This window comes from Sedimenticola selenatireducens (genome assembly GCF_007625115.1).
Taxonomy (GTDB): Bacteria; Pseudomonadota; Gammaproteobacteria; order Chromatiales; family Chromatiaceae; genus Sedimenticola; species Sedimenticola selenatireducens_A.
Map to the genome: position 1 here is coordinate 34,054 of NZ_VMNH01000018.1, position 20,935 is coordinate 54,988.

Here is a 20,935-nt window from a genome sequence, read left to right on the forward strand (position 1 = left end):
TGTGTACAATCGGGCGGTTTTTTGTGTAAAGAAGGTGTGATCAATGCTTGAAGTCTCGGGGCTGGCCTGCGTGCGGGGCGACCGAAAACTATTTTCTGATCTCAGCTTTTCCCTTGCGGCAGGGGAGCTGCTGCATTTGCACGGTCATAATGGCAGTGGCAAGACCACCCTGATGCGTACTTTGTGTGGTCTGATCAAGGAGAGTGACGGCGAGATCCGCTGGAACGGTGAGTCGATCCACCGTTTGGGAGAGGAGTATACCCAGGATGTGGTCTATATTGGCCATAAAAATGGTATCAAGGATGACCTGACAGGCGTGGAGAATCTGCGTGTCTGCAGTGCCTTGGATGGCTATCCTATCAAAGAGCGTCAGGCGTGGGATGCCTTGGAGAAGATGGGCCTCAGAGGGCACGAGGATCTCCCCAGTCGCGTGCTTTCTCAAGGACAGAAACGGCGTGTTGCCTTGGCGCGTCTACTGGTCAATCAATCGAAACTCTGGATATTGGACGAGCCCTTTACCGCGCTTGATGTGGCGGCAGTCGATTTTTTGCAGTCGATTATCCGTACCCATATTGAAGCGGGTGGCATGGTGATCCTGACGACTCACCAGGAAGTAAATATCACCAAAGAGCAGGTGAAAGAGTTGCAACTCGGTTGGAAGGAGGCGGGTCATGTTTAACGCCTTCAGAACGCTGGTAGGTCGCGATCTATTATTGGCCATGCGGCGGCGATCAGATCTATTCACAACACTGTTTTTTTTCGTGATTGTAGTCAGTCTGTTTCCCCTGGGTATTGGGCCTGAACTGAATACACTGCGCCTGATTGCGCCAGGCGTGTTCTGGGTGGCGGCGCTGTTAGCCTCTATGCTGGCCCTTGAACGCCTGTTTGCCATTGATTATGAAGACGGCGCCCTGGAGCAGATGCTGCTGGCTCCCCAGCCGCTTTTCGTTCTGGTACTGGCCAAGGTGACAGCGCACTGGCTGGTTACTGGGCTTCCGCTGGTTTTGATGGCCCCCCTGCTGGGTTTGCAATATGACATGGCCAATGATGCCTTGTTGGCCATGGTGATATCACTGCTCTTGGGAACGCCAGCGTTGAGCTTGATCGGCGCTATTGGTGCTGCGCTAACGCTGGGACTAAGGGGAGGAGGGGTGCTGGTTTCATTGCTCGTGCTGCCGCTCTATATCCCCGTGCTGATCTTTGGTTCTGGTTCGGTTGAGGCGACAGCTTCTGGACTGGGTGGGCAAGGGCATCTCCTCATGTTGGGTGCCATTCTGATATTATCACTGCTGTTTGCGCCTTTGGCGGCCTCAGCCGCATTGCGGATTTCTGCCGAATAAATGAGAATTAAAGGCGTTGCTTTTGATCTTTGTTTTGTTTTTGGTCAATGCCGGTTAGCGCCAGAGTTCGGTATAAAGGTAGCTCGTTGTAATAATTTCACACTATCGGGAACCAAACCCTGTTTCTATCATCAAACCACGGACAAAGCAGGCCTCACTCAATCCTAATGAATGCTCGATTATTAAACTGGTTTAAATTCTCATCACCGGCCACTTTTTATCCACTGGCGGGGCGTTTGGTTCCAATCTTTACACTTATCGCAGTGGCGCTGATTGGTGTGGGGCTCTATATGAGCTTTTTCGTGGCGCCAACGGATTATAAACAAGGCGAAGGCTACCGGATTATCTTTGTCCATGTGCCGGCCGCCTGGATGTCCATGTTTATCTACCTGATCATGGCCTTCTGGGCTGGATTGGGCCTGGTGTTCAATACCCGCCTTTCCGGCATGATGACGCGCGCGTTGGCGCCAACCGGTGCAATCTTTGCCTTTCTGGCGCTCTGGACCGGGGCTTTCTGGGGTAAGCCGATGTGGGGGACCTGGTGGGTCTGGGATGCCCGACTCACTTCTGAGCTCATACTCCTGTTCCTCTACTTGGGATATCTGGCGTTGCAGGGTGCGATTGATGATACTCGCCGCGCCGATCGTGCCGGTGCGCTTCTGGTGCTGGTGGGCGTGATTAATATACCCATCATCTACTACTCGGTGCAGTGGTGGAATACGCTACATCAAGGGGCCACCATTAGCATGGATAATGGTTCCAAGATGGGTGTTACCATGCTCTGGACCATGCTGATTATGGCCTTGGGTTTCTGGGCTTATACAATAGCTGTGGCGCTGGTCCGTGTACGTTCGATTATCCTGGAGCGTGAAGCCGATACCACCTGGGTCAGCGAGTTGGCGGAGGTGCGGAGATGAGCGTGGCAGAGTTCTTTGATATGGGAGGCTACGCCCTCTACGTGTGGGGCTCGTTTGGCGTCACCGCACTGTTTATGGTAATTGAACCGATCATGTTACGAGGTCATCGTCGAGCAGTATTGCAGCGAATCTCGCGCATTGTTCGGATGAAGGCCGAGGAGAAGGTATGAAGGCAAGACACAAACGACTTGGGTTTCTCGCGGCAGGGCTGGTTGGCCTTGGTGTGGCTGCTACATTGGTATTCAATGCATTGGATAGCAATCTCTCCTATTTTTTCTCGCCAACGGATGTCGTACAAAATAAGGCCCCTGCAGATCACGTCTATCGACTGGGTGGTATGGTTCAGCAAGGGAGTCTGGAGCGAGGCCAAGAGCTAACAGTGAAATTTTTAGTGACGGATACGGCGAACACCGTCAAGGTGGCCTATACCGGCATTCTGCCGGATCTGTTTGCTGAAGGCCAAGGCGTTATTGCCCAAGGTCGGATGGGGCCTGAAGGTGTTTTCGTTGCCGATGAAGTATTGGCAAAGCATGACGAGAACTATATGCCACCAGAGGTGGCCGATGCCTTGGATAAGGCCCACAAGGGGGCGCCCACAGGGGTGGCTAACAAATGATTCCTGAACTCGGGCATGTGGCTTTAATTCTGGCTTTATCGCTGGCCCTTATCCAGGCAACCCTGCCGATTATCGGTGCGCATAAAGGTATAGCCAGCTGGGTCGCGGTGGCTCGGCCGGCGGCTATGGGGCAGCTCTTTTTTATGCTGGTCTCTTATGGTTGCTTGACCTATGCGTTTTTGGTCCACGATTTCTCCGTCAGTTATGTGGCGCAGAACTCCAACACTCAATTGCCTACCCTCTATTTGATATCGGGTGTATGGGGTGCCCATGAAGGCTCGCTCTTGCTGTGGGCCTTGATGTTGTCCCTTTGGACAGGGGCTGTGGTGCTATTCAGTCGCAGTATGCCTGAGACGATGATCGCACGCGTGGTCGGGGTGATGGGTTTCATCAGTGTGGGTTTTTTGTTATTCATGCTGTTTACGTCCAATCCCTTCGACCGGTTGATCAATGCGCCTATTGAGGGTCGGGACCTTAATCCACTGTTGCAAGATCCTGGTTTGGCGATTCATCCCCCGATGCTTTACATGGGATACGTTGGCTTTTCGGTGGCGTTTGCCTTTGCCATTGCGGCGATGTTGGGTGGCCGACTGGATGCCGCATGGGCGCGTTGGTCGCGTCCCTGGACCAATGTCGCCTGGTCGTTTTTGACGCTGGGGATTGTATTAGGGAGCTGGTGGGCCTATTACGAACTGGGCTGGGGCGGCTGGTGGTTCTGGGATCCAGTGGAAAATGCCTCCTTTATGCCGTGGTTAGTAGGTACTGCACTGATTCACTCTTTAGCCGTGACGGAAAAGCGGGGAGCCTTCAAGGCGTGGACCGTATTGTTGGCGATCTTTGCCTTCTCCCTCAGTCTCCTGGGTACGTTCCTGGTACGCTCAGGCGTTCTAACCTCGGTACATGCCTTCGCTTCTGATCCATCGCGCGGTATCTTTATTCTGATCTTCCTGATCGTGGTCATCGGTGGCTCACTCTTGCTCTACTCCTGGCGCGCTTCGCAGATCCGCAGTAGCGTCAGTTTTAATCTGGTCTCCCGTGAAACGGGTTTGTTGCTGAATAATGTTATTTTGGTGGTGGCTGCCAGCAGCGTCCTGCTCGGGACACTCTATCCACTGGCTATTGATGCCTTGGGATTGGGCAAGATTTCCGTTGGACCTCCCTACTTCAACAGCGTATTTATTCCGCTGACGGCACCGCTTGCGGCATTGGTCGGTGTTGGTGCGCTGACGCGTTGGCGTCAGGATAGCGGGAAACGGCTGTTTGCCCGGCTGCAACTCTCGTTGCTGGTCAGTGTGGTGGCTGGTTTTGCACTGATGCTGTTTGCCCCCTTCTTTGCGTGGGGTGCAGTCATCGCCTTGATTTTGGCAATCTGGGTACTCATGAGCACGCTGCAGTGGCTGTTGGATAGAAAGACAGCGGGCCGCTCGCTGTTGCAGGCCATGGAGAATACGCCTCGTTCAGGCTGGGGCATGGTCTGTGGTCATTTGGGCATTGCGGTCTTTGTTGTGGGCGTTACCCTGACCTCAATCTATAGTGAGGAGAAGGATGTTCGTCTTGAGCCTGGACAGTCTTATTCCTTGGGTGGATATGACTTTATCTTCCATGGCGCCAAGAGGTCGCAGGGTCCGAATTATCAAGCGTTCCGTGCTGAAGTGGATATTGAGTTCCAGGGCAAACACATTGCCCATCTCAACCCAGAGAAGCGAAATTACAAGACCGGTATGCCAATGACTGAAGCGGGTATTGATGACGGGCTGTTCAGAGATCTTTTCGTTGCCCTGGGTGAGCCATTGGGCACGGATGGTGCCTGGAGCGTCCGGCTTTATCACAAGCCCTTTGTACGTTGGGTATGGCTTGGTGGGCTCTTTATGGCCCTTGGCGGTCTTTTGGCCGCCAGTGATCGTCGTTATTACCGGCTGAAAAAGAAGGCTAGTGAGACTGTTGGTGAAGCCGGGGTGAGTGCAGCATGAAGGCGCGATTTCTGATGCCGCTTGTGATCTTCCTGGGTTTGGCGGCGTTACTGGGCGTGGGGCTAACCCTTAATCCACGTGATGTTCCCTCTGTGCTGATTAATGAAAAGGCCCCGGCATTTGATCTGCCTGATCTGTTTGATCCGCAAAAACGGGTCAGTACGGAATCGATGAAGGGAAAGGTCTGGCTCCTGAATGTGTGGGGAACCTGGTGCCCGGAATGCTGGAAGGAACATGCGTTTCTTAATCAGCTATCAAAAAAAGAGGGTGTAACCCTTGTTGGCATCGATTGGCGCGATGAGCGGGAAGAGGCTAAGGCGTTCCTGGCTAAAAAAGGTAATCCCTTTGTGGCTGTTGGCTTCGATCCTGAGAGTGAGGCCATTATGGATTGGGGTGTCTATGGTGCACCGGAGACCTTTGTGATCGATAAACAGGGGATGATCCGCAAGAAGCATACAGGGCCCCTCTATCCGCAGATATGGGAGAGTGAATTCAAACCACTGCTTAAACAGCTAGAGGCTGAATCATGATCCGTGGATGGCTATTTGCGCTGCTGTTATTGCCGTTTTTCGCTCAGGCCGCTATTGAGACGGCCCAGTTTGATGACCCGGATAAAGAGGCGCGCTATAAGCAACTGATAGCCGAGCTGCGCTGCCTGGTCTGCCAGAACCAAAACTTGGCAGACTCCAATGCTGAGTTGGCTCAGGATATGCGTCGCAAGACCTATGACCTTGTTCAGGGCGGGGCGTCCAGTGAGGATGTGGTCGATTACATGGTGAAGCGCTATGGTGATTTTGTGCTTTACCGCCCACCCTTGCGAAGCGCCACACTGCTGCTCTGGGTAGGGCCTTTTGTCATCCTTGGCGGCGGCATTGTGATTCTGGTTGTTATAATACGGCGCAGATCGCAGCAGAAATCTAAAGCTACATTGAGTGACAGTGACCTTAAACGCGCCCGAACACTACTCGGCGAAGAAGACAATACCTGATGATACTTTTCTGGATACTTTTGGCGGCCATGGTTTTGGTCGGGCTTGCTTTTCTTGCGCCAGCACTGCTGCGTTCTACAGATCTTAAAGCATCTGATCGTGATCAGCAGAATGTGATGATCGGCCGGGAGCGTTTGGCAGAGTTGCAAGCCGACCATGCGGCGGGGATTTTATCTGAGGCTGAATATGAGCAGACCAAGGGTGAACTGGAACAGGCCCTTCTAATCGACCTGGAGGGGGGGGATGAGCCAGATTCGCCTCGTGAGTCAAGTCGTGGTGGCCGAGCCACTCTTTTGTTGTCAGCACTGTTTGTGGTGATAGCCACAGTAACAGTTTACCTCTATCTCGGATCGCCACAAATGGTTGACCCGGAGGCGATGCTGGCGCAACAACAATCCTCGGAGGAATTACCATCCGTTGAAGAGATGATGACTGCTCTGGTCGAACGGCTGAAGGAAAACCCTGAAGATGCCGAAGGGTGGTATCTGCTTGGCCGTACCTATATGGCGATGCAGGATTATCAGAAGGCGGCCTTTGCATTTGATAAGCTGAATCAGCTGGTGAGTGATCAGCCATCCATTATGCTGGCTTTGGCCGATGCCTTGGCCATGTCATCGGGAGGGGATATGCAGGGGCGCCCTGCTGATCTTATCCGTAAGGCGATTAAACTGGCCCCTGAAGATCAGACAGCCCTCTGGCTGGCGGGTATGGTTGAAGATCAATCAGGCAATTATCCTGTGGCCCTTAACCATTGGCGTCATTTGAAGACGCTCATTACCGATGATGAGGAATCACTTCAGCGGGTCGATATGTTGATCGCGGGGGCTGAACGGAAGCTATCGGCTTCGGGCCAAACGGATGCTATAGAGTCTGCCAAGGTGCCGGCATCCGTGGTTAAGGCGATTACAGCACGAATCTCTCTGGCCAGTGATTTGGCTGCCAAAGTGGATCCGGATGAGAGCCTGTTTATCTATGCGCGAGCTATGGAGGGTCCCAGAATGCCCTTGGCAGCGGTCCGCATGAAGGTACGGGATCTGCCTGCTACCGTGGAATTAAGTGACACCCAGGCGATGGTTCCAGGTATGAATCTCTCACGTTTCAAGCAGGTTGTGGTGGGGGCAAGGATTTCCAAGTCAGGCAATGCCATTGCGGCAAGCGGTGATCTGTTAGGTGAGGTCTCGCCTGTCGAAGTCGATGGTGATGCAGTGGTCGAACTGGTCATTAACTCAGTTTTACCCTGATTGTTACTGATAGCGCACAAAAAAGGCCTTGTCTGATCAGACAAGGCCTTTTTTAGCTTCAGCAGAAGGGTTGTATTTCTAGAGGCACTCGCCCTTGGAACCTGCCGCACAAACTCGACCATCGGTCCAGGTTGCGCCATCCAGCTTTGCGGCAATGAGGATGGCTCCTTCCAGATTGGCGCCGCGCAGGTTGGCACCACTTAAATCAGCATCCAGAAAATTTGCCCCTTTCAGGTTTGCCAGCATCATATTGGCGTTCTGAAGGTTTACCGCATGCAAAGTTGCATGTTCCAGATTACTCAACATCAGGTTGGCGCCTTGGAGGTTGGCCAGATGCAGCACGGCGCGGGAGAGGTTGGCGCCTTGCAAGTTGGCATTATCCAGTCGCATGGAGGCCATGGAGGCCTCGTGCATATCAACACCCGGGATCTGAGCGCCGATGCGAACGGCCCAGGAACACTGTGCTTCGGGCTCATATTTACAGGTGGTGTTCTTTATCCGCCCGGAAGTTTCGATATCACTGCGCCACGCATTCGCTTCAATGGCATAGCTGGATAGGAAAGCCACGGCTATGCCTAAAACCGGTTTTCGTAGATTGCGAGATAGCATGATCATTTCTCCGTATTCCTCTGCCTGATCTTCTCAGCGCAGCTATTAAAAATAGCTTTATTACTCACCAGTGATGTGAATAAAGTCATTAAAAATGCTAATGTTACCTAAATATTATTCTATCAGACTTGATCAAGATCTATAGCATGGAATATTTTTTGTGACGCCTGATAAGAATTTAATGAGTGTACCGTGCCTGGTATGTGATTTGACGGAAGTGAGATCGGACTAAAGTTCATTCTCATTTCGCCGATATGATTTGTATCCACACATAGAGCGGATTTATAGATTCACATGGATAAGCTAAAGAAATCATTGTTTATTAACTTGTTGGCGGCCCTGGTCGTGGGTATGGGTTTCGCCGTGATCATCAGCTTCATGACGACAGACAGCTCACTCGTGCCGTTGATGGGTGTCGCTTTCGTATCGGTTGCCGTCACCCTGTTGTTGGTTTATCTGTTGCAGATAAAGCCGATTTCGAAAGAGATTCGATTCATGCGGACTCTGGTTGATGCAAAAGGGCATTTGGACGCCGAGCAGGCTAAGCAGCTCTCCAGCCTCGAACAGGGCATGGGGGGTAAAGACTTCCAGGTGGTGGGTGATGCCGTTCATCAATACTACAGTTGCAGTGTTGGTGTAGTGGGTCGTAGCGGCAAGATCGCAATTGCGGGTGCTGAGGTTTCCTATGCCGCGGATGTGCTGAAGAAACGTATCGATGATCAGATTGAGCATATCCAGAAGATTACTGATGCAACAAGTAATATCTCCAATAATATTGAGCAGGCTGTTACCAATTCCGAAACGCTGAAAGAGCTATCACGCCAGACACGCCGCGCCAGCTATATTGGGCAGGAGGCTATTGGTGAGGCCGCCGAGCAGATGCGTAATACGGGTACGCACGCGCAACAAGCCGCCGAGTTGATTGCCAAACTCGAGGATCGGGCTGGGCAGATCTCCCAAATTACCAAGGTAATCAGTGAGATAGCGGATCAGACCAATCTTCTGGCGTTGAACGCGGCTATTGAAGCGGCGAGAGCGGGTGAGCAGGGGCGCGGTTTTGCTGTTGTCGCTGAAGAGGTGCGTAACCTGGCTACAAGAACCTCCAGTGCTACCACCGAAATTGGCCAAATGGTACAGCGGATCAATGAAGAGACCGGAAATGCCGGCAATACGATGCGCTCCTTGGTGGGCGAGGTAGAAGAGAGTCGGTCGCGCACTGAGAAAGTTGATACACAGCTGCTGGAGATTCTTGAGCACGCCAGGGAAGTTGAGCAGCGTGTTATAGCCGCAGCTGAGCGTTCAGAGCAAAATCGGGAACATCAGGGGCAGATTAATCAATCGCTAGAGGTCTTTAGCCAGAGCCTCAACAGTAGTTTTGAAAAGGTGGAGTCGGTTGCAGATCAGTCTCTGGCTCTTTCAGAGATGGCAGAATCGATCTATGAGCTGCTGGGTGATACTGGTCTTCAAGGTGAGCATGGTATTGCTTTTGATGAGGGGCGTGCAGCCGTTGAGGCTATTCAGAAGACTTTTGAGCAGGCGGTTGAAAAGGGTCAGCTGACCCTGAACCAGGTTTTTGATCGTGATTATAAGGCGATCCCAAATTCTAATCCTCCGAAATACAAAACCCAATTCGATGATTTCACCGATGCCCATTTTCCGGCAATTCAGGAACCCATTCTGTCACGGCATTCGTTTATGGCCTACGCGGGTGCTGTGGATAACAACGGATATTTTCCAACCCACAATAAACGTTTTTCGCAACCGATTACTGGAGACTATGCTAAGGATCTGCTGACTAATCGGACTAAACGGATCTTTAATGATCGTACCGGCGCCCGCTGTGGCTCCAATACGAAACCGTTCCTGCTACAAACCTACAAGCGTGATACCGGTGAGGTGATGCATGATTTGACCATACCCATCTATGTGTCGGGTCGTCATTGGGGTGGTTTCCGCATAGGCTATCAGTCCTCTGATCATTAATTTTCGGTAGGCGATAGTAATAACCATTAAACCCAGCCAAGGCTGGGTTTAATGGTTATTAATCAGATGTATTGTCCTGTTTGAGCTCATCCAGGTAGGTCTGGAGAATCAGATTGGCGGGTGCGCCACGGCGAGTGATGGCTGAGTAGTGGGTAATGTAAGACATATCACTGGCATGTAATGCGCGCATTTTTCCCTGCGAAACCCAGCGATCGGCGAAGTGCGTGGGTAAAAAACCGATGTAACAACCAGTCATGATGAGAAAAGCGATACCCTCCCTGTCAGTAGCCGTGGCACTGGCGTTGAGTATTTGATGCTGTGCCTTTATCGCGGCCGTCTGGGCATAGGCAGGAACCACGGCATCTTGCTTAGAGAGCGCGTTCATATCAGGCTGTGGCTGGTCAAACAGTGGGTGCGTCTGGCTGCAGTAGAGTTGGGATGTCTCGCCATAGAGCGGCAGGTAATCAAGTCCCGAGAGTGTACGGAGATCTGGCACTACACCTAGATGCAGGCGGCCATCCAGAACACCCAGTTCAATCTCATTGGGCGGCAGCATGCTGATATTGATGCGGACTTCAGGGCCCTTTTGCTTCAATCGGGTGAGGGCGTTGGTGATTCGCATATGATGCATGGTGACCAGATTATCGGTAATCCCGATATTAAATTCGCCCTTCAATTGGGCATGAATGGCATTCACTTGGGTCCTGAAACCCTCCAGAGAAACCAATAGTTGCAATAGCGCGTCATAGACTTGCGTCCCTTCCGGTGTCAGTGCGAATCCGGCCCGGCCCCGCTGGCAGAGCCGCAATCCTAACCGTTGTTCAAGATCTGACATGCTGATGCTAATCGCGGAGCGGCTGATATTAAGTTGAACTTCTGCGGCAGAAAACCCTCCGCACTCCACCACGGCCTTGAATATCCGCAGATGCCGGATCTCCATGTCAGTGATCTGACTACTCAGGGGGGGTGGTTGAGTCTTCATTGTTCAGGATCGCGCGCTAATTAGTTAAGTAATATTGTAACTAAAGATTAGTTAATTCAAATTTATTTAACTGAGTGAATGAGGCAGACTAAAATTTGTTGACAATCGCAGGAGCGAGGCAGGCCTTATGACCACATGTAAAACCGACCTGAGTGCAGGCCTGAGCCGAGAGGCGTTAGAGGCGCATTGGATGCCTTTTACTGGCAACAGGGAGTTCAAACAGAACCCTCGAATGGTGGTGGCTGCAGAGGGGAACTATTATCAGAGTGCTGATGGCAGGCAGATCCTGGATGGTCTTTCCGGACTCTGGTGTTGTGGCGCTGGGCATAACAGGAAAGAGATTGCCGAGGCCATTACCAAGCAGCTTGCTACTCTGGACTATTCACCGGGTTTTCAGTTTGGCCATCCCCTCTCTTTTGAGCTGGCCAATCGTCTCAAGGCGATGACACCCGAGGGGCTTGATTATGTCTTCTTCTCAAATTCGGGATCAGAGGCGGTTGAGACATCTCTGAAGATGGCTCGGGCCTACTGGCGATTAAAAGGTATGCCGACAAAGACCAAGTTGATTGGTCGGGTCAAGGGCTATCATGGCGTCAACTTTGGCGGCATCAGTCTGGGTGGCATTGGTCCCAATAGAAAACTGTTTGGTACTTTGCTCGATGCCGATCATCTGCCGCATACTTTGTTGTCAGAGAATGCCTTTAGCAAGGGGATGCCCGAGCAGGGTGCGGAGCTGGCGGATCAACTCGAAGAGTTGGTAGCGCTGCATGATGCCTCCAACATTGCGGCGGTGATTGTTGAGCCGTTCGCGGGATCTGCTGGAGTCATCGTGCCACCCAAGGGGTATCTGCAGCGTTTACGCGCTATCTGTGACAAGCATGACATCCTGCTGATCTTTGATGAGGTGATTACAGGTTTTGGGCGCACCGGTCACCTCTTCGGTTCTGATGCATTTGGTGTGATTCCCGATATCATGAATGTGGCTAAGGGGTTGACCAATGGTGTGATACCCATGGGGGCTACTATCGCCCGACATGATATCTACCAGACCTTTATGTCCCAGGGCGGCCCCGACTATATGGTGGAGTTTCCCCATGGGTATACCTACTCGGCCCATCCGGTTGCCTGTGCGGCGGGGCTTGCCGCGTTATCCCTGTTTGAGCGGGAACATCTTGCTGATAGCGCACGCGAGATGGCACCTTATTTTGAGTCAGGCCTGCATAGTCTGAAAGGGCATCCGCTGATTACTGATATCCGCAATTTTGGGCTGGCAGGTGCCTTGCAAATTGCGCCCTATCCTGGTGAGCCGGCACGACGTCCTTTTGAAATCGCCATGAAATGTTGGGAGCGCGGCGTCTATGTTCGCTATGGTGGGGATACGATTCAGTTAGGCCCTTCATTGGTTATTCAGAAGGATGAAATCGACCAGTTGGTGAATGTCTTGGGCGATGTAATGAGTGAGTCCTAGTCATGTTGGGAGCAACCCGGCTTGGCTAATTTTCTAAGCTAATAATTTGTGGCATTACCAGGAGTCTTCATGAACAGTGTTGGACACTTTATCAATGGTCGTACCATAGCGTCCGATGATCGTACAGAGTCGGTCTATAATCCGGCGACGGGAGAGGTTACCAAATCTGTTTCACTGGCATCGATCCGGACTGTTAAACAGGCTATTACTGCCGCTGAGGCTGCTTTCCCGGCTTGGCGGGATACGCCACCGCTTAAGCGGGCGCAGGTCATGTTCCGTTATAAACAGTTGCTGGAACAGCATGCTGATGAGATTTGCGGATTGATCACTGATGAACATGGCAAGGTGCTGGATGATGCCATGGGCGAACTGGTCCGTGGTATTGAAGTGGTTGAATATGCCTGTGGAGCACCCGAGTTACTAAAGGGAGAATTCTCCAAAGGAGTAGGGCCTGGAATTGACTCCTGGTCAGAATTTCAACCGCTCGGCGTGGTAGCGGGCATTACCCCGTTTAATTTCCCGGTGATGGTGCCGATGTGGATGTTTCCTCTTGCATTGGTTTGCGGAAATACCTTTATTCTTAAACCCTCTGAGCGGGACCCTTCCGCCCCCATGCGTATCGCAGAGCTGTTGCACCAAGCGGGTTTACCAGAGGGTGTATTCAATCTGGTGAATGGCGATAAGGAGGCCGTTGATTGCTTACTGACGGATCCTCGGGTCCAGGCCGTCAGCTTTGTCGGATCAACCCTGGTGGCGGAGTCCATTTACCGGACGGGCACAGCGGCAGGGAAGCGGGTGCAGGCGCTCGGTGGTGCGAAAAATCACGCCGTGGTGATGCCGGATGCCGACCTGGATAATGTTGTGAATGCTTTGATGGGGGCGGCCTACGGTTCCTGCGGTGAGCGCTGTATGGCGATCTCCGTGGTAGTTTGTATCGGCGATGAAGTGGCGGATGAGCTAGTTGCAAAACTGGCAGATCAATTGTTGCGATTAAAGATTCGCCCGGGGTGTGAGAGTGGCAGTGAAATGGGTCCCCTTGTCACCGAGCAACATCTGCAAAAGGTACGAAGTTATGTTAATCAAGGGGTAAGGGAAGGGGCTGAATTGGTCGTTGATGGGCGGAATCTGCAAGTTGACGGCCATGAAAAAGGTTTTTTCCTGGGCGGCTGTCTGTTTGATCGTGTGACACAGACGATGTCAATCTACCGGGAAGAGATCTTCGGGCCAGTGCTTTGTGTCGTCAGGGCAGAGAGCCTGCAGCAGGCGATGACGTTGATTAATGACCATGAATATGGAAATGGCACCTGCATCTTCACTCGGGATGGTGAGGCGGCGCGCTATTTTAGCGATCATATTCGTGTGGGCATGGTCGGGGTAAATGTGCCACTTCCTGTCCCTGTCGCTTACCACAGTTTTGGCGGTTGGAAGCGCTCACTGTTTGGTGATCTTTATGCCTACGGGCCGGATGCTATTCGCTTTTACACGCGGCGCAAGACCATCACCCAACGCTGGCCCTCAGCTACCCTCCGGGAGGGGAGTAAGTTCAGTTTTCCGACACACTGATTCAGCAGGTCAAAGACTCAACTAAAATTCAAAACATATCTAAATTCCCTTAAGAATTTACTAATGTGACCGCTAGAAACTGTGAACCGGCTCACATGGTCGTCGGTGCAGCACCCTGATTGTATTGGGTAGGTGAAGTTATTTCCGGGCAGGATGAACCCGATCTACAGGTAGCATAATAGGCTGCCTGAATGATTCCATATGAAAAAAATCCACTGGGATGAAGGGCTTAGTATTGGTGAGTCTGCTCTTGATGAGGAGCACCGGCAACTCATCGCACTACTGAATAGTCTTATTGATCTGATTGATGAATCGCCTGATCTTGAGCGGGTCCACCGAATTCTGGATGAGCTGGAGTCACAAGCCGCACGTCACAGTCGACATGAAGAGACATTCAGCGTCCATGCAGGTGCTGCGTTTAAGGAGGAGCAGCGTCGAGAGCACCACGAGTTCCGCAGCGCAATCATTGGGGCGCGCAGTCAGCTCAATCCCAAAGATCTTGAGAATTCACTCATTGATCTGACCGAGTCACTGGTCAGTCTGTTGATCAATCATATCATTGACCAGGACCTTGACCTTGCTCCTCTCCTGGCTGAGCGTGAGGTGAAAGAACACTCTCTCGCCGAATTCCTGGTGCGCCGATTCCAAAAGATATCCTTGGTGCGTGGACTTGAGATGCTGGTGTTTATCTCCCTGCTGCCCATGCTGGTTTTTGCCGGGATGATTATGTATGAAGCCTGGCAGGTCGCGGTACGAGCCAATGATGTGGCGCACTTGGCTTCATTCAGTGAACGCGTTGGTAATCTGGCCCACGAACTGCAAAAAGAGCGAGGCCTGAGTGCCGGCTATCTCACGAGCGATGATAAGGCTTATAGGGCGGCGCTAACGCTGCAGCGAAAATACAGTGACGATTCATTGGCCCAGCTTAGCAGGAGTGTCACTACGCAGAGACTGGAAAATAGGTTATCCACGATAGGTGATATGGCTGCTGTGGCAATGGTGCGAATGAAGCGATTGGAGGGGGTCCGTGAGAGGGTGGATCGCAACGGTTTGGCCCCGCAAGTGAGTTTTAATCTGTTTACTGAGTTGATCTCTGAATTGACGGGGCTGTCCAATCAAATCGCCAATGTTTCAAGGCATGAGGGCGCTTCTGAACTGTTTCAGGCCAATGCAATATTAATTCATCTCGGTGAAATGGCTGGCCAGGAACGCGCCGTCAATGCAGCAGCCTTCGGTCGCGGCAAGCTGACTCCCGCCGAGTATCGTCTTTTGGTAACGCTTACGTCAGAGCAGCAATCACTAAAGCGGCAGTTTAGAACCTTTGTGAATGAAGAGACCTGGCTGACATGGCAGCAATGGTTTAATTCCGACGTAATCACAGATTATCAGCGATTCAGTGACTATGCCTTGGAGCAGGGTAGCGACAGAGCGGCACTGTCGATCGACAGTTATACCTGGTTCAAGGCGGCGACCCAAAGGATAAATTTAATTAGGGATTTTCAACGAGAATTGATTAAGCAGCTGCTGAAAGAGATGAGCCGTCAACGGAGCCGGTCCACAGCTTTGTTTATGGCCACAGTTTTTGGTGGGGGGGCTATGGTGTTGTTTATCGGTTATATGGCACTTCAGCTTGCGCGCTCGATCAGACTGCCAATTGTCAGCCTTACGGAAGGTATGCGTGGACTCACTGAAGGAGATAAGACGGTGCGGATCCCCTTTTCCAGCAGACAGGATGAGTTGGGGGATATGGTGTCTGCTTATGAGACGTTTCGTCGTAAGTTGATCCGTTCTGATGTGCTGTCCATGGGGCAAGAGCTAAAGCCGCTCGCGACGAGTAGATATGCGTTGGCATTGAGACGTACAACAGAAAAGGGTGAAGAGTATAAGCGGCTTGCCAGTATTGATGCCCTAACGGGCGTTTCTAATCGAAGAGAGTTCATGGCGCTTGCCAAGAAAGAAGTGTCCCGATTGCAGCGGCACGAAGATCAGTTGTCCGTGCTGATATTGGATGTGGACTATTTCAAGCGGATTAACGACACCTATGGTCATTCAGAAGGGGACCGGGTGCTCAAGATTGTGGCGCAGTCGATAGCGGCCGCTTTACGAGAAGCAGATGTGCTCGGCCGTATCGGGGGCGAGGAGTTTGCGGTTTTGTTACCGTCGACCGATGAAACGGCGGCACAGGTCACAGCAGAGCGGATTCGCAGTGCCATTGAAGGGTTGCGTATACAGATAGGGGAGCAAGAGATTCAGATCACCATCAGTATTGGAGTGACTGAGTATCAAGTGACAGAGAGCCTTATCGATCCCGCTATGTTGAGGGCAGACAAGGCGCTTTATCAGGCAAAGCATGGAGGGCGAAACAGGATCTGTTTTGAGCGACCAGCCTAGGCCCCTTTTCTCATGAGGAGTGTCCCGGCCAAAAGCCAGGACACTCGTTTAGCGGCGGATTAACCTGTGCTAGGGATTGAGTGCCGACTGTTGTACGCTCATGATCTCCCGGATACCTTTGTCAGCCAGTGCCAGCATGTCGTTCAGCTCTTGCATATGGAAGGCATGTCCCTCGGCGGTTCCCTGGACTTCAATAAAGGCGCCCGCATCATTCATCACCACATTCATATCGGTCTCTGCCTGAGAATCCTCGGCGTAATCAAGATCGAGTACCGGAGTACCCTGGTAGATGCCGACAGAGACCGATGCCAGTTGACCGTGTATCGGGTCCTTTTTCAGGCGTCCTGACTGGGTGAGGTTGGTAATGGCGTCACAGAGTGCCACATAGGCCCCGGAGATTGAGGCGGTACGTGTGCCGCCATCGGCCTGAATGACATCGCAATCAAGTGTGATGGTGCGTTCACCCAAGGCAGTAAGGTCTGTTACAGCGCGTAGACTGCGGCCGATTAATCGTTGTATCTCCAGGGTGCGACCGCCCTGTTTTCCCCGGCTTGCCTCCCGCCCCATTCGGCTGTCTGTTGAACGGGGCAGCATGCCGTACTCGGCTGTCACCCAGCCTTTTCCGCTACCTTTCAGAAATGGGGGAACACGCTCCTCGACAGAAGCGGTGCAGATCACCTTCGTGTCTCCAAAACAGATCAGCACGGAACCCTCTGCGTGTTTGGTGAAGTTACGGGTGATCTGGATGGTGCGCATTTGATCTGGCGTTCTGCCGCTGGGTCTCATTATTTCTCCTGCTTGGTTTCGGTTTCAAAATTACTGATAGCATTCTGAAGTTCGGCAATCGCCTGGGCCAGATTGCTCTCTTCCTGGGTGGTCTTGGTATCAGATTGTTGGGGAGTGGTACGATCCTGATCGTCTTCCTGCATCTTGAGCGCGATCAGCGTGATGTTATCACTGTCTGGGAATGCCTTATGCGCCGCCTGCTCTGCCAGCGACTGGATCGCTTCTGCCAGTGGTAGATGGCTAAATAGCGCGTTCAAAATATCGGTCTCATTGATGCTGCCCCAAAGCCCATCACTGCACAGGAGCAGGATATCTCCCTTCTCAAGTATCTGCTTTCCCAGGGTGACATCGGGAGAGTTCAGTGATCCACCTAAACATCGCGTAACATAGTTGCGTTGCGGGTGGGCCTTTTGCTCTTTGGCGGTGATCACACCCTGCTGCTTTAGGCGCTCGACATAAGAGTGGTCGATGGTTTTTGAGAGTACCCTGCGTTCTCTCAACAGATAGAGCCGGCTATCTCCTGCATGTGCCCAATGCGCTACATTCTTCTGAACCAGGCAGGCCACTGCTGTAGTGCGTGGATCAATCGCGGGTTGCTGGTCGTAGCCGAAGGCAATAATATTTTCATGTGCCTTGTGCAGCAGGCGTGTCAGAAAACCGTTCGGATTGAGTATCGGGTGGGGTGTGCGATCAAAATAGTTACGGCAGGTGTCGACCAGTACCTGAGCCGCTGCTTCACCGCGTGGGTGTCCGCCCATACCGTCAGCGAGACCGAGAAGCACGGTGTCTCCATCACTGACCAGGATGCATCGATCCTGATTGATTTTTCGGTCACCTATCAGACTGCTATGAGCCGATTCTCCGGGTCTAATGCTCATTTCTGGTTATTCTCCGTGAAAAGGTTGTCCGCAGTTTCAAGTTTCGGTTGCTGATTGTTCTCAGGGCGACCCTGCTGTTGGGTAAGGGCATCCAGCATGATGCCGGCATTCTGCGGCCGCAGAAGGGGGTCAACCTCCATCGCCCAATCGATGACCTCGAGCAGAAATGCCGGATACTGTTTCTTGTAGAGACTGGCGATCGGTTTCATGGAATCTTTAGCGTGACGCTCGATCGCAGAGGGGGGTGGTTTACCCTCAATACAGGAACGCATTGTCGCGCCTATGGCATAAACATCACTCCAGGGGCCGACATAGCCAGAGGAATAGTACTGCTCAACCGGGGCAAATCCAGGTGTCACTACCTGGGAAGATTGGCGGCTGCGGGTCGTGGCAAACTGATGGACGGCGCCAAAATCGAGCAGCAGTGGATTACCGCCGGGTCTCAAATGAATGTTACTTGGCTTGATGTCCAGGTGCAGGTGGCCCTCTGAATGGATGAGATTCAGTGCATCGAGTACTGCCGGAAAGACCGTTAACAGGAAGGTGGTACTGAGTCCGCCATTGCGCTTTTTGACATAGCTGCCGAGATTTTTTCCATGTTCGTAGTCCATGACCAGGTAGGCGGTGTTATTGGCCAGAAAGAATGTGCGCACATTGACGATGTTGGGATGGCGCAGCATGGCCAGCGCCTTGGCCTCCTGGTAGAAGAGCTTGCGGCCATTATGGAATGCGTCGCGTTGAGCGTCTCCACTGATCTGCACTTCGCCTGAGCTGTCACGTACGGCGAGTTTCTTCGGCAGATACTCTTTGATCACTACGTGGTCCAGGCTATCTTCATCCTCGGCGAGGTAAATCAGGCTGAAACCGCCGCTACCGATCAGTTTAATGATCGAGTAGCAATCAATAACGACACCGGATGCTAAGCTGTCCCTGTTTTGTTCAGCGGATGAAGAAATGTTCTGCTCCAGATGCACTCTGTTTCAATGCGCATTATGATACACGTATCCCTATCAGTAGTGCCGCTTGGTTTTTTGTGAAACTGATAGATGCATATGCATTACTGCGATGTTTTTATGAATAATACGCAGTACTCTTCCAAGTATAAATAATAGGTGCGCTCATGATATGTAGTATGACCTCATTTTCAAGAAGGGAAAGCCGGGACGAGCAGGGTGAGCTGGTCTGTGAGCTGCGCTCAGTAAATCATCGTTATCTGGAGCTGTTTGTCCGTTTGCCTGAAGAGCTGCGTGCGCTGGAACCGCTGGTGAGAGAGCGGGTGGCAGCACGGCTGGGGCGCGGTAAAGTGGACTGTCTCTTTCGCTTTGTGCCATCAAAAACAGCGTCTGCCGGTGTTGCCGTTAATGAGCGCTTTGCACAACAGATCATTGATGCGGCAGGCGAGGTGGGACGATTGCTGCATGAGTCAGTACCTCCCCGTGCCATGGATATTCTCCGCTGGCCTGGTGTCCTGGAGACCGAAGAATTGGATCTGGGGCCTGTGCATAAAAGTGCGGCGGTGCTCCTTGAGCAGACCCTGGATGGGATGGTGGAGTCCAGGCAGCGCGAAGGCGGGCGATTGGCGGAGTTGATCGTTCAGCGTTGTGGCAGCATGCGGGAAGAGATCGCAAAGGTTAAAGTGCTGATGCCTCAGCTTCTAACCTCGCTGCGTGAGCGCTTGCGTAATCGTCTGGCTGAATTGACCGCTGAGTTAGATGAGGGGCGGATTGAGCAGGAGATGGTGTTGTTGACCCAGCGGCTGGATGTGGATGAGGAGATGGATCGTCTCCAGACTCATCTGGACGAGGTCGAGTCGGTCCTGACCCGTGATGAGCCGGTAGGGCGGCGGTTGGATTTCCTGATGCAGGAGTTGAATCGAGAGGCGAATACCCTGGCATCGAAATCCAATGACGTTGAGATGACTCGGGTCTCGGTCGAACTGAAAGTACTGATCGAGCAGATTCGAGAGCAAGTGCAGAATATCGAATAACAGTTTGTGTATTGATAACGCCTTCTGGCATTGGCCAGATGGCGCAGTCCAAGTTAATGGAACAAGTATGACTATAGGAACCCTGTTTATTGTGTCTGCTCCCTCGGGTGCAGGAAAGACCAGTTTGTTAAAGGCGCTCGTGGAGACTGAAGATCGGGTAAAGGTCTCGATCTCGCACACAACCCGACCAAAACGCCCGGGTGAGGTGGATGGCGTGGATTATCATTTTCTCGATACTGCAGCCTTCGAGCAGATGGTGGAAGCCGGCGCCTTTTTAGAGCACGCTGAGGTCTTTGGAAATTTTTATGGTACATCGGAAGCGGGTATCCGCGATCAGCTGGCTGCTGGGAATGATGTCATTCTGGAGATTGACTGGCAGGGAGCTCAGCAAGTGCGTAAGCGTATACCTGATACCGTATCGGTCTTTATCCTGCCACCCACCCCGGAAGCGCTTCGCCAGAGGCTTGGTAGTCGTGGTCAGGATAGTGAGGCTGTGATCAGTCGACGTTTGGCGGAGGCGCGGGAGGAGATGTCCCACTTTGCTGAGTATGATTTTATTGTCGTCAATGATCTGTTTGAACAGGCGTTGGGCGAGGTACGCTCAATCATTACCTCCAGGCGGCTGTCACAGGCCATCCAGGCAAAACGACTGCAGGGGCGTTTGCGTTCCCTTTTGGCCTAAAACGACTCGTGTCTGGGTAATATTGCTGTCGTCACCGCTGGTGCAGAATGCGCCGTTGATATATTATTAAAAGTTCCGGCTCAATATGGCTGGTTACAATTTTAATCATGCTCGTCCTGTGGCGGGTGGTTCGAACATCGGAGTGAATTGATCATGGCCCGCGTTACAGTAGAAGATTGCCTCGAACATGTGGATAACCGTTTTGACCTGGTATTGCTGGCAACCAAGCGTGCGCGTCAGTTGAGTCATGGTGTTGCGCCATTATTGGCTTGGGAAAATGATAAACCAACCGTAGTAGCGTTGCGTGAAATTGCAGCCGGGTTGGTTGATGATGATGTGGTTGCCCCAAAGGCTGATTCCGAAGTGGATATGTATGCATTGGATGACAGTTTTGGTAGTGGTGAATCGGCCGATGATCAGGCATTTGCCCGATAAAAGGACCTGTTGCAGCGAACCTTCAACGGCTATCCATAACCCGTACTTCACAGCGGCTGTGCCCGGTCAAATGGGTGCAGCCTGTCGCCCGATGATCAG

At 52.2% G+C, this 20,935-nt stretch carries 21 protein-coding genes; 16 read left to right on the forward strand and 5 right to left on the reverse strand.

Features of this window, described 5'->3' with window-relative positions:
• Window positions 1-43: 43 nt before the first annotated feature.
• The 9 genes from ccmA (at window position 44) to ccmI (ending at window position 7,072) form a co-directional block, all read left to right on the forward strand.
• Window positions 44-679: a cytochrome c biogenesis heme-transporting ATPase CcmA gene (gene ccmA, locus FHP88_RS13510; protein ID WP_144359617.1), complete on the forward strand. Its 636-nt coding sequence runs from the start codon at window positions 44-46 to the stop codon at window positions 677-679.
• Entirely contained in the window at window positions 672-1,340 is a 669-nt protein-coding gene (gene ccmB / locus FHP88_RS13515) for a heme exporter protein CcmB (protein ID WP_144359618.1), read from the forward strand. The genes ccmA and ccmB overlap by 8 nt, the downstream gene beginning before the upstream one ends.
• Before the next feature lie 167 nt (window positions 1,341-1,507).
• On the forward strand, window positions 1,508-2,257 hold the full coding sequence (locus FHP88_RS13520) for a heme ABC transporter permease (protein ID WP_144359619.1): 750 nt from the start codon (window positions 1,508-1,510) through the stop codon (window positions 2,255-2,257).
• Entirely contained in the window at window positions 2,254-2,427 is a 174-nt protein-coding gene (gene ccmD, locus FHP88_RS13525) for a heme exporter protein CcmD (protein WP_144359620.1), read from the forward strand. The genes FHP88_RS13520 and ccmD overlap by 4 nt, the downstream gene beginning before the upstream one ends.
• On the forward strand, window positions 2,424-2,873 hold the full coding sequence (ccmE, locus tag FHP88_RS13530) for a cytochrome c maturation protein CcmE (RefSeq protein WP_144359621.1): 450 nt from the start codon (window positions 2,424-2,426) through the stop codon (window positions 2,871-2,873). Before ccmD ends, ccmE begins: the two co-directional genes overlap by 4 nt.
• Complete coding sequence (locus FHP88_RS13535; RefSeq protein WP_144359622.1) at window positions 2,870-4,843, forward strand: heme lyase CcmF/NrfE family subunit; 1,974 nt, start codon at window positions 2,870-2,872, stop codon at window positions 4,841-4,843. The genes ccmE and FHP88_RS13535 overlap by 4 nt, the downstream gene beginning before the upstream one ends.
• Window positions 4,840-5,373: a DsbE family thiol:disulfide interchange protein gene (locus tag FHP88_RS13540; RefSeq protein ID WP_144359623.1), complete on the forward strand. Its 534-nt coding sequence runs from the start codon at window positions 4,840-4,842 to the stop codon at window positions 5,371-5,373. The genes FHP88_RS13535 and FHP88_RS13540 overlap by 4 nt, the downstream gene beginning before the upstream one ends.
• Window positions 5,370-5,831 carry a cytochrome c-type biogenesis protein gene (locus FHP88_RS13545; RefSeq protein WP_144359624.1) on the forward strand — a complete coding sequence of 154 codons (462 nt, stop codon included), beginning with the start codon at window positions 5,370-5,372 and terminating at the stop codon, window positions 5,829-5,831. The genes FHP88_RS13540 and FHP88_RS13545 overlap by 4 nt, the downstream gene beginning before the upstream one ends.
• A complete protein-coding gene (gene ccmI / locus FHP88_RS13550; RefSeq protein ID WP_144359625.1) occupies window positions 5,831-7,072 on the forward strand; it encodes a c-type cytochrome biogenesis protein CcmI in 1,242 nt (413 codons plus the stop codon). The genes FHP88_RS13545 and ccmI overlap by 1 nt, the downstream gene beginning before the upstream one ends.
• Window positions 7,073-7,150: 78 nt before the next feature.
• On the opposite strand, the gene FHP88_RS13555 is transcribed toward ccmI, so the two are convergent.
• Window positions 7,151-7,681, reverse strand: a complete 531-nt coding sequence (locus FHP88_RS13555; RefSeq protein ID WP_186297723.1) for a pentapeptide repeat-containing protein — start codon at window positions 7,679-7,681, stop codon at window positions 7,151-7,153.
• A gap of 294 nt (window positions 7,682-7,975) precedes the next feature.
• Here FHP88_RS13555 and FHP88_RS13560 point away from each other — a divergent pair, with 294 nt between their 5' ends.
• Complete coding sequence (locus FHP88_RS13560; protein WP_144359627.1) at window positions 7,976-9,664, forward strand: methyl-accepting chemotaxis protein; 1,689 nt, start codon at window positions 7,976-7,978, stop codon at window positions 9,662-9,664.
• 58 nt (window positions 9,665-9,722) lie between these two features.
• Here FHP88_RS13560 and FHP88_RS13565 read toward each other — a convergent pair whose 3' ends face one another.
• Complete coding sequence (locus FHP88_RS13565) at window positions 9,723-10,646, reverse strand: LysR family transcriptional regulator (protein WP_144359628.1); 924 nt, start codon at window positions 10,644-10,646, stop codon at window positions 9,723-9,725.
• 127 nt (window positions 10,647-10,773) lie between these two features.
• On the opposite strand from FHP88_RS13565, the gene FHP88_RS13570 reads away from it, so the two are divergent.
• The 3 genes from FHP88_RS13570 to FHP88_RS13580 all read left to right on the forward strand — a co-directional run bounded on the left by FHP88_RS13570 (window position 10,774) and on the right by FHP88_RS13580 (window position 16,068).
• Complete coding sequence (locus FHP88_RS13570; protein ID WP_144359629.1) at window positions 10,774-12,114, forward strand: aspartate aminotransferase family protein; 1,341 nt, start codon at window positions 10,774-10,776, stop codon at window positions 12,112-12,114.
• 69 nt (window positions 12,115-12,183) lie between these two features.
• A complete protein-coding gene (locus FHP88_RS13575; RefSeq protein ID WP_144359630.1) occupies window positions 12,184-13,677 on the forward strand; it encodes a CoA-acylating methylmalonate-semialdehyde dehydrogenase in 1,494 nt (497 codons plus the stop codon).
• Window positions 13,678-13,878: 201 nt separating this feature from the next.
• Window positions 13,879-16,068 (forward strand): diguanylate cyclase, encoded by a 2,190-nt coding sequence (locus FHP88_RS13580; protein ID WP_144359631.1) that lies wholly within the window; start codon window positions 13,879-13,881, stop codon window positions 16,066-16,068.
• Window positions 16,069-16,137: 69 nt separating this feature from the next.
• On the opposite strand, the gene rph is transcribed toward FHP88_RS13580, so the two are convergent.
• From rph to FHP88_RS13595, 3 genes are read right to left on the reverse strand one after another with little or no spacing between them, the layout of a single operon-like run.
• Window positions 16,138-16,854: a ribonuclease PH gene (rph, locus tag FHP88_RS13585; protein WP_144359632.1), complete on the reverse strand. Its 717-nt coding sequence runs from the start codon at window positions 16,852-16,854 to the stop codon at window positions 16,138-16,140.
• Window positions 16,854-17,732, reverse strand: coding sequence for a PP2C family protein-serine/threonine phosphatase (locus FHP88_RS13590; RefSeq protein WP_144359633.1), 879 nt, complete (start codon window positions 17,730-17,732; stop codon window positions 16,854-16,856). The genes rph and FHP88_RS13590 overlap by 1 nt, the downstream gene beginning before the upstream one ends.
• Window positions 17,729-18,706 carry a serine/threonine protein kinase gene (locus FHP88_RS13595; protein ID WP_260843310.1) on the reverse strand — a complete coding sequence of 326 codons (978 nt, stop codon included), beginning with the start codon at window positions 18,704-18,706 and terminating at the stop codon, window positions 17,729-17,731. The genes FHP88_RS13590 and FHP88_RS13595 overlap by 4 nt, the downstream gene beginning before the upstream one ends.
• A gap of 158 nt (window positions 18,707-18,864) precedes the next feature.
• Between FHP88_RS13595 and FHP88_RS13600 the strand changes: the two genes are divergently transcribed.
• The 3 genes from FHP88_RS13600 to rpoZ all read left to right on the forward strand — a co-directional run bounded on the left by FHP88_RS13600 (window position 18,865) and on the right by rpoZ (window position 20,836).
• Window positions 18,865-19,719, forward strand: coding sequence for a YicC/YloC family endoribonuclease (locus tag FHP88_RS13600; RefSeq protein ID WP_260843311.1), 855 nt, complete (start codon window positions 18,865-18,867; stop codon window positions 19,717-19,719).
• A 67-nt stretch (window positions 19,720-19,786) separates the two neighbouring features.
• Window positions 19,787-20,401 carry a guanylate kinase gene (gmk, locus tag FHP88_RS13605; RefSeq protein WP_144359635.1) on the forward strand — a complete coding sequence of 205 codons (615 nt, stop codon included), beginning with the start codon at window positions 19,787-19,789 and terminating at the stop codon, window positions 20,399-20,401.
• Between the two features lie 153 nt (window positions 20,402-20,554).
• Entirely contained in the window at window positions 20,555-20,836 is a 282-nt protein-coding gene (gene rpoZ, locus FHP88_RS13610; protein ID WP_144359636.1) for a DNA-directed RNA polymerase subunit omega, read from the forward strand.
• Window positions 20,837-20,935 lie beyond the last annotated feature (99 nt).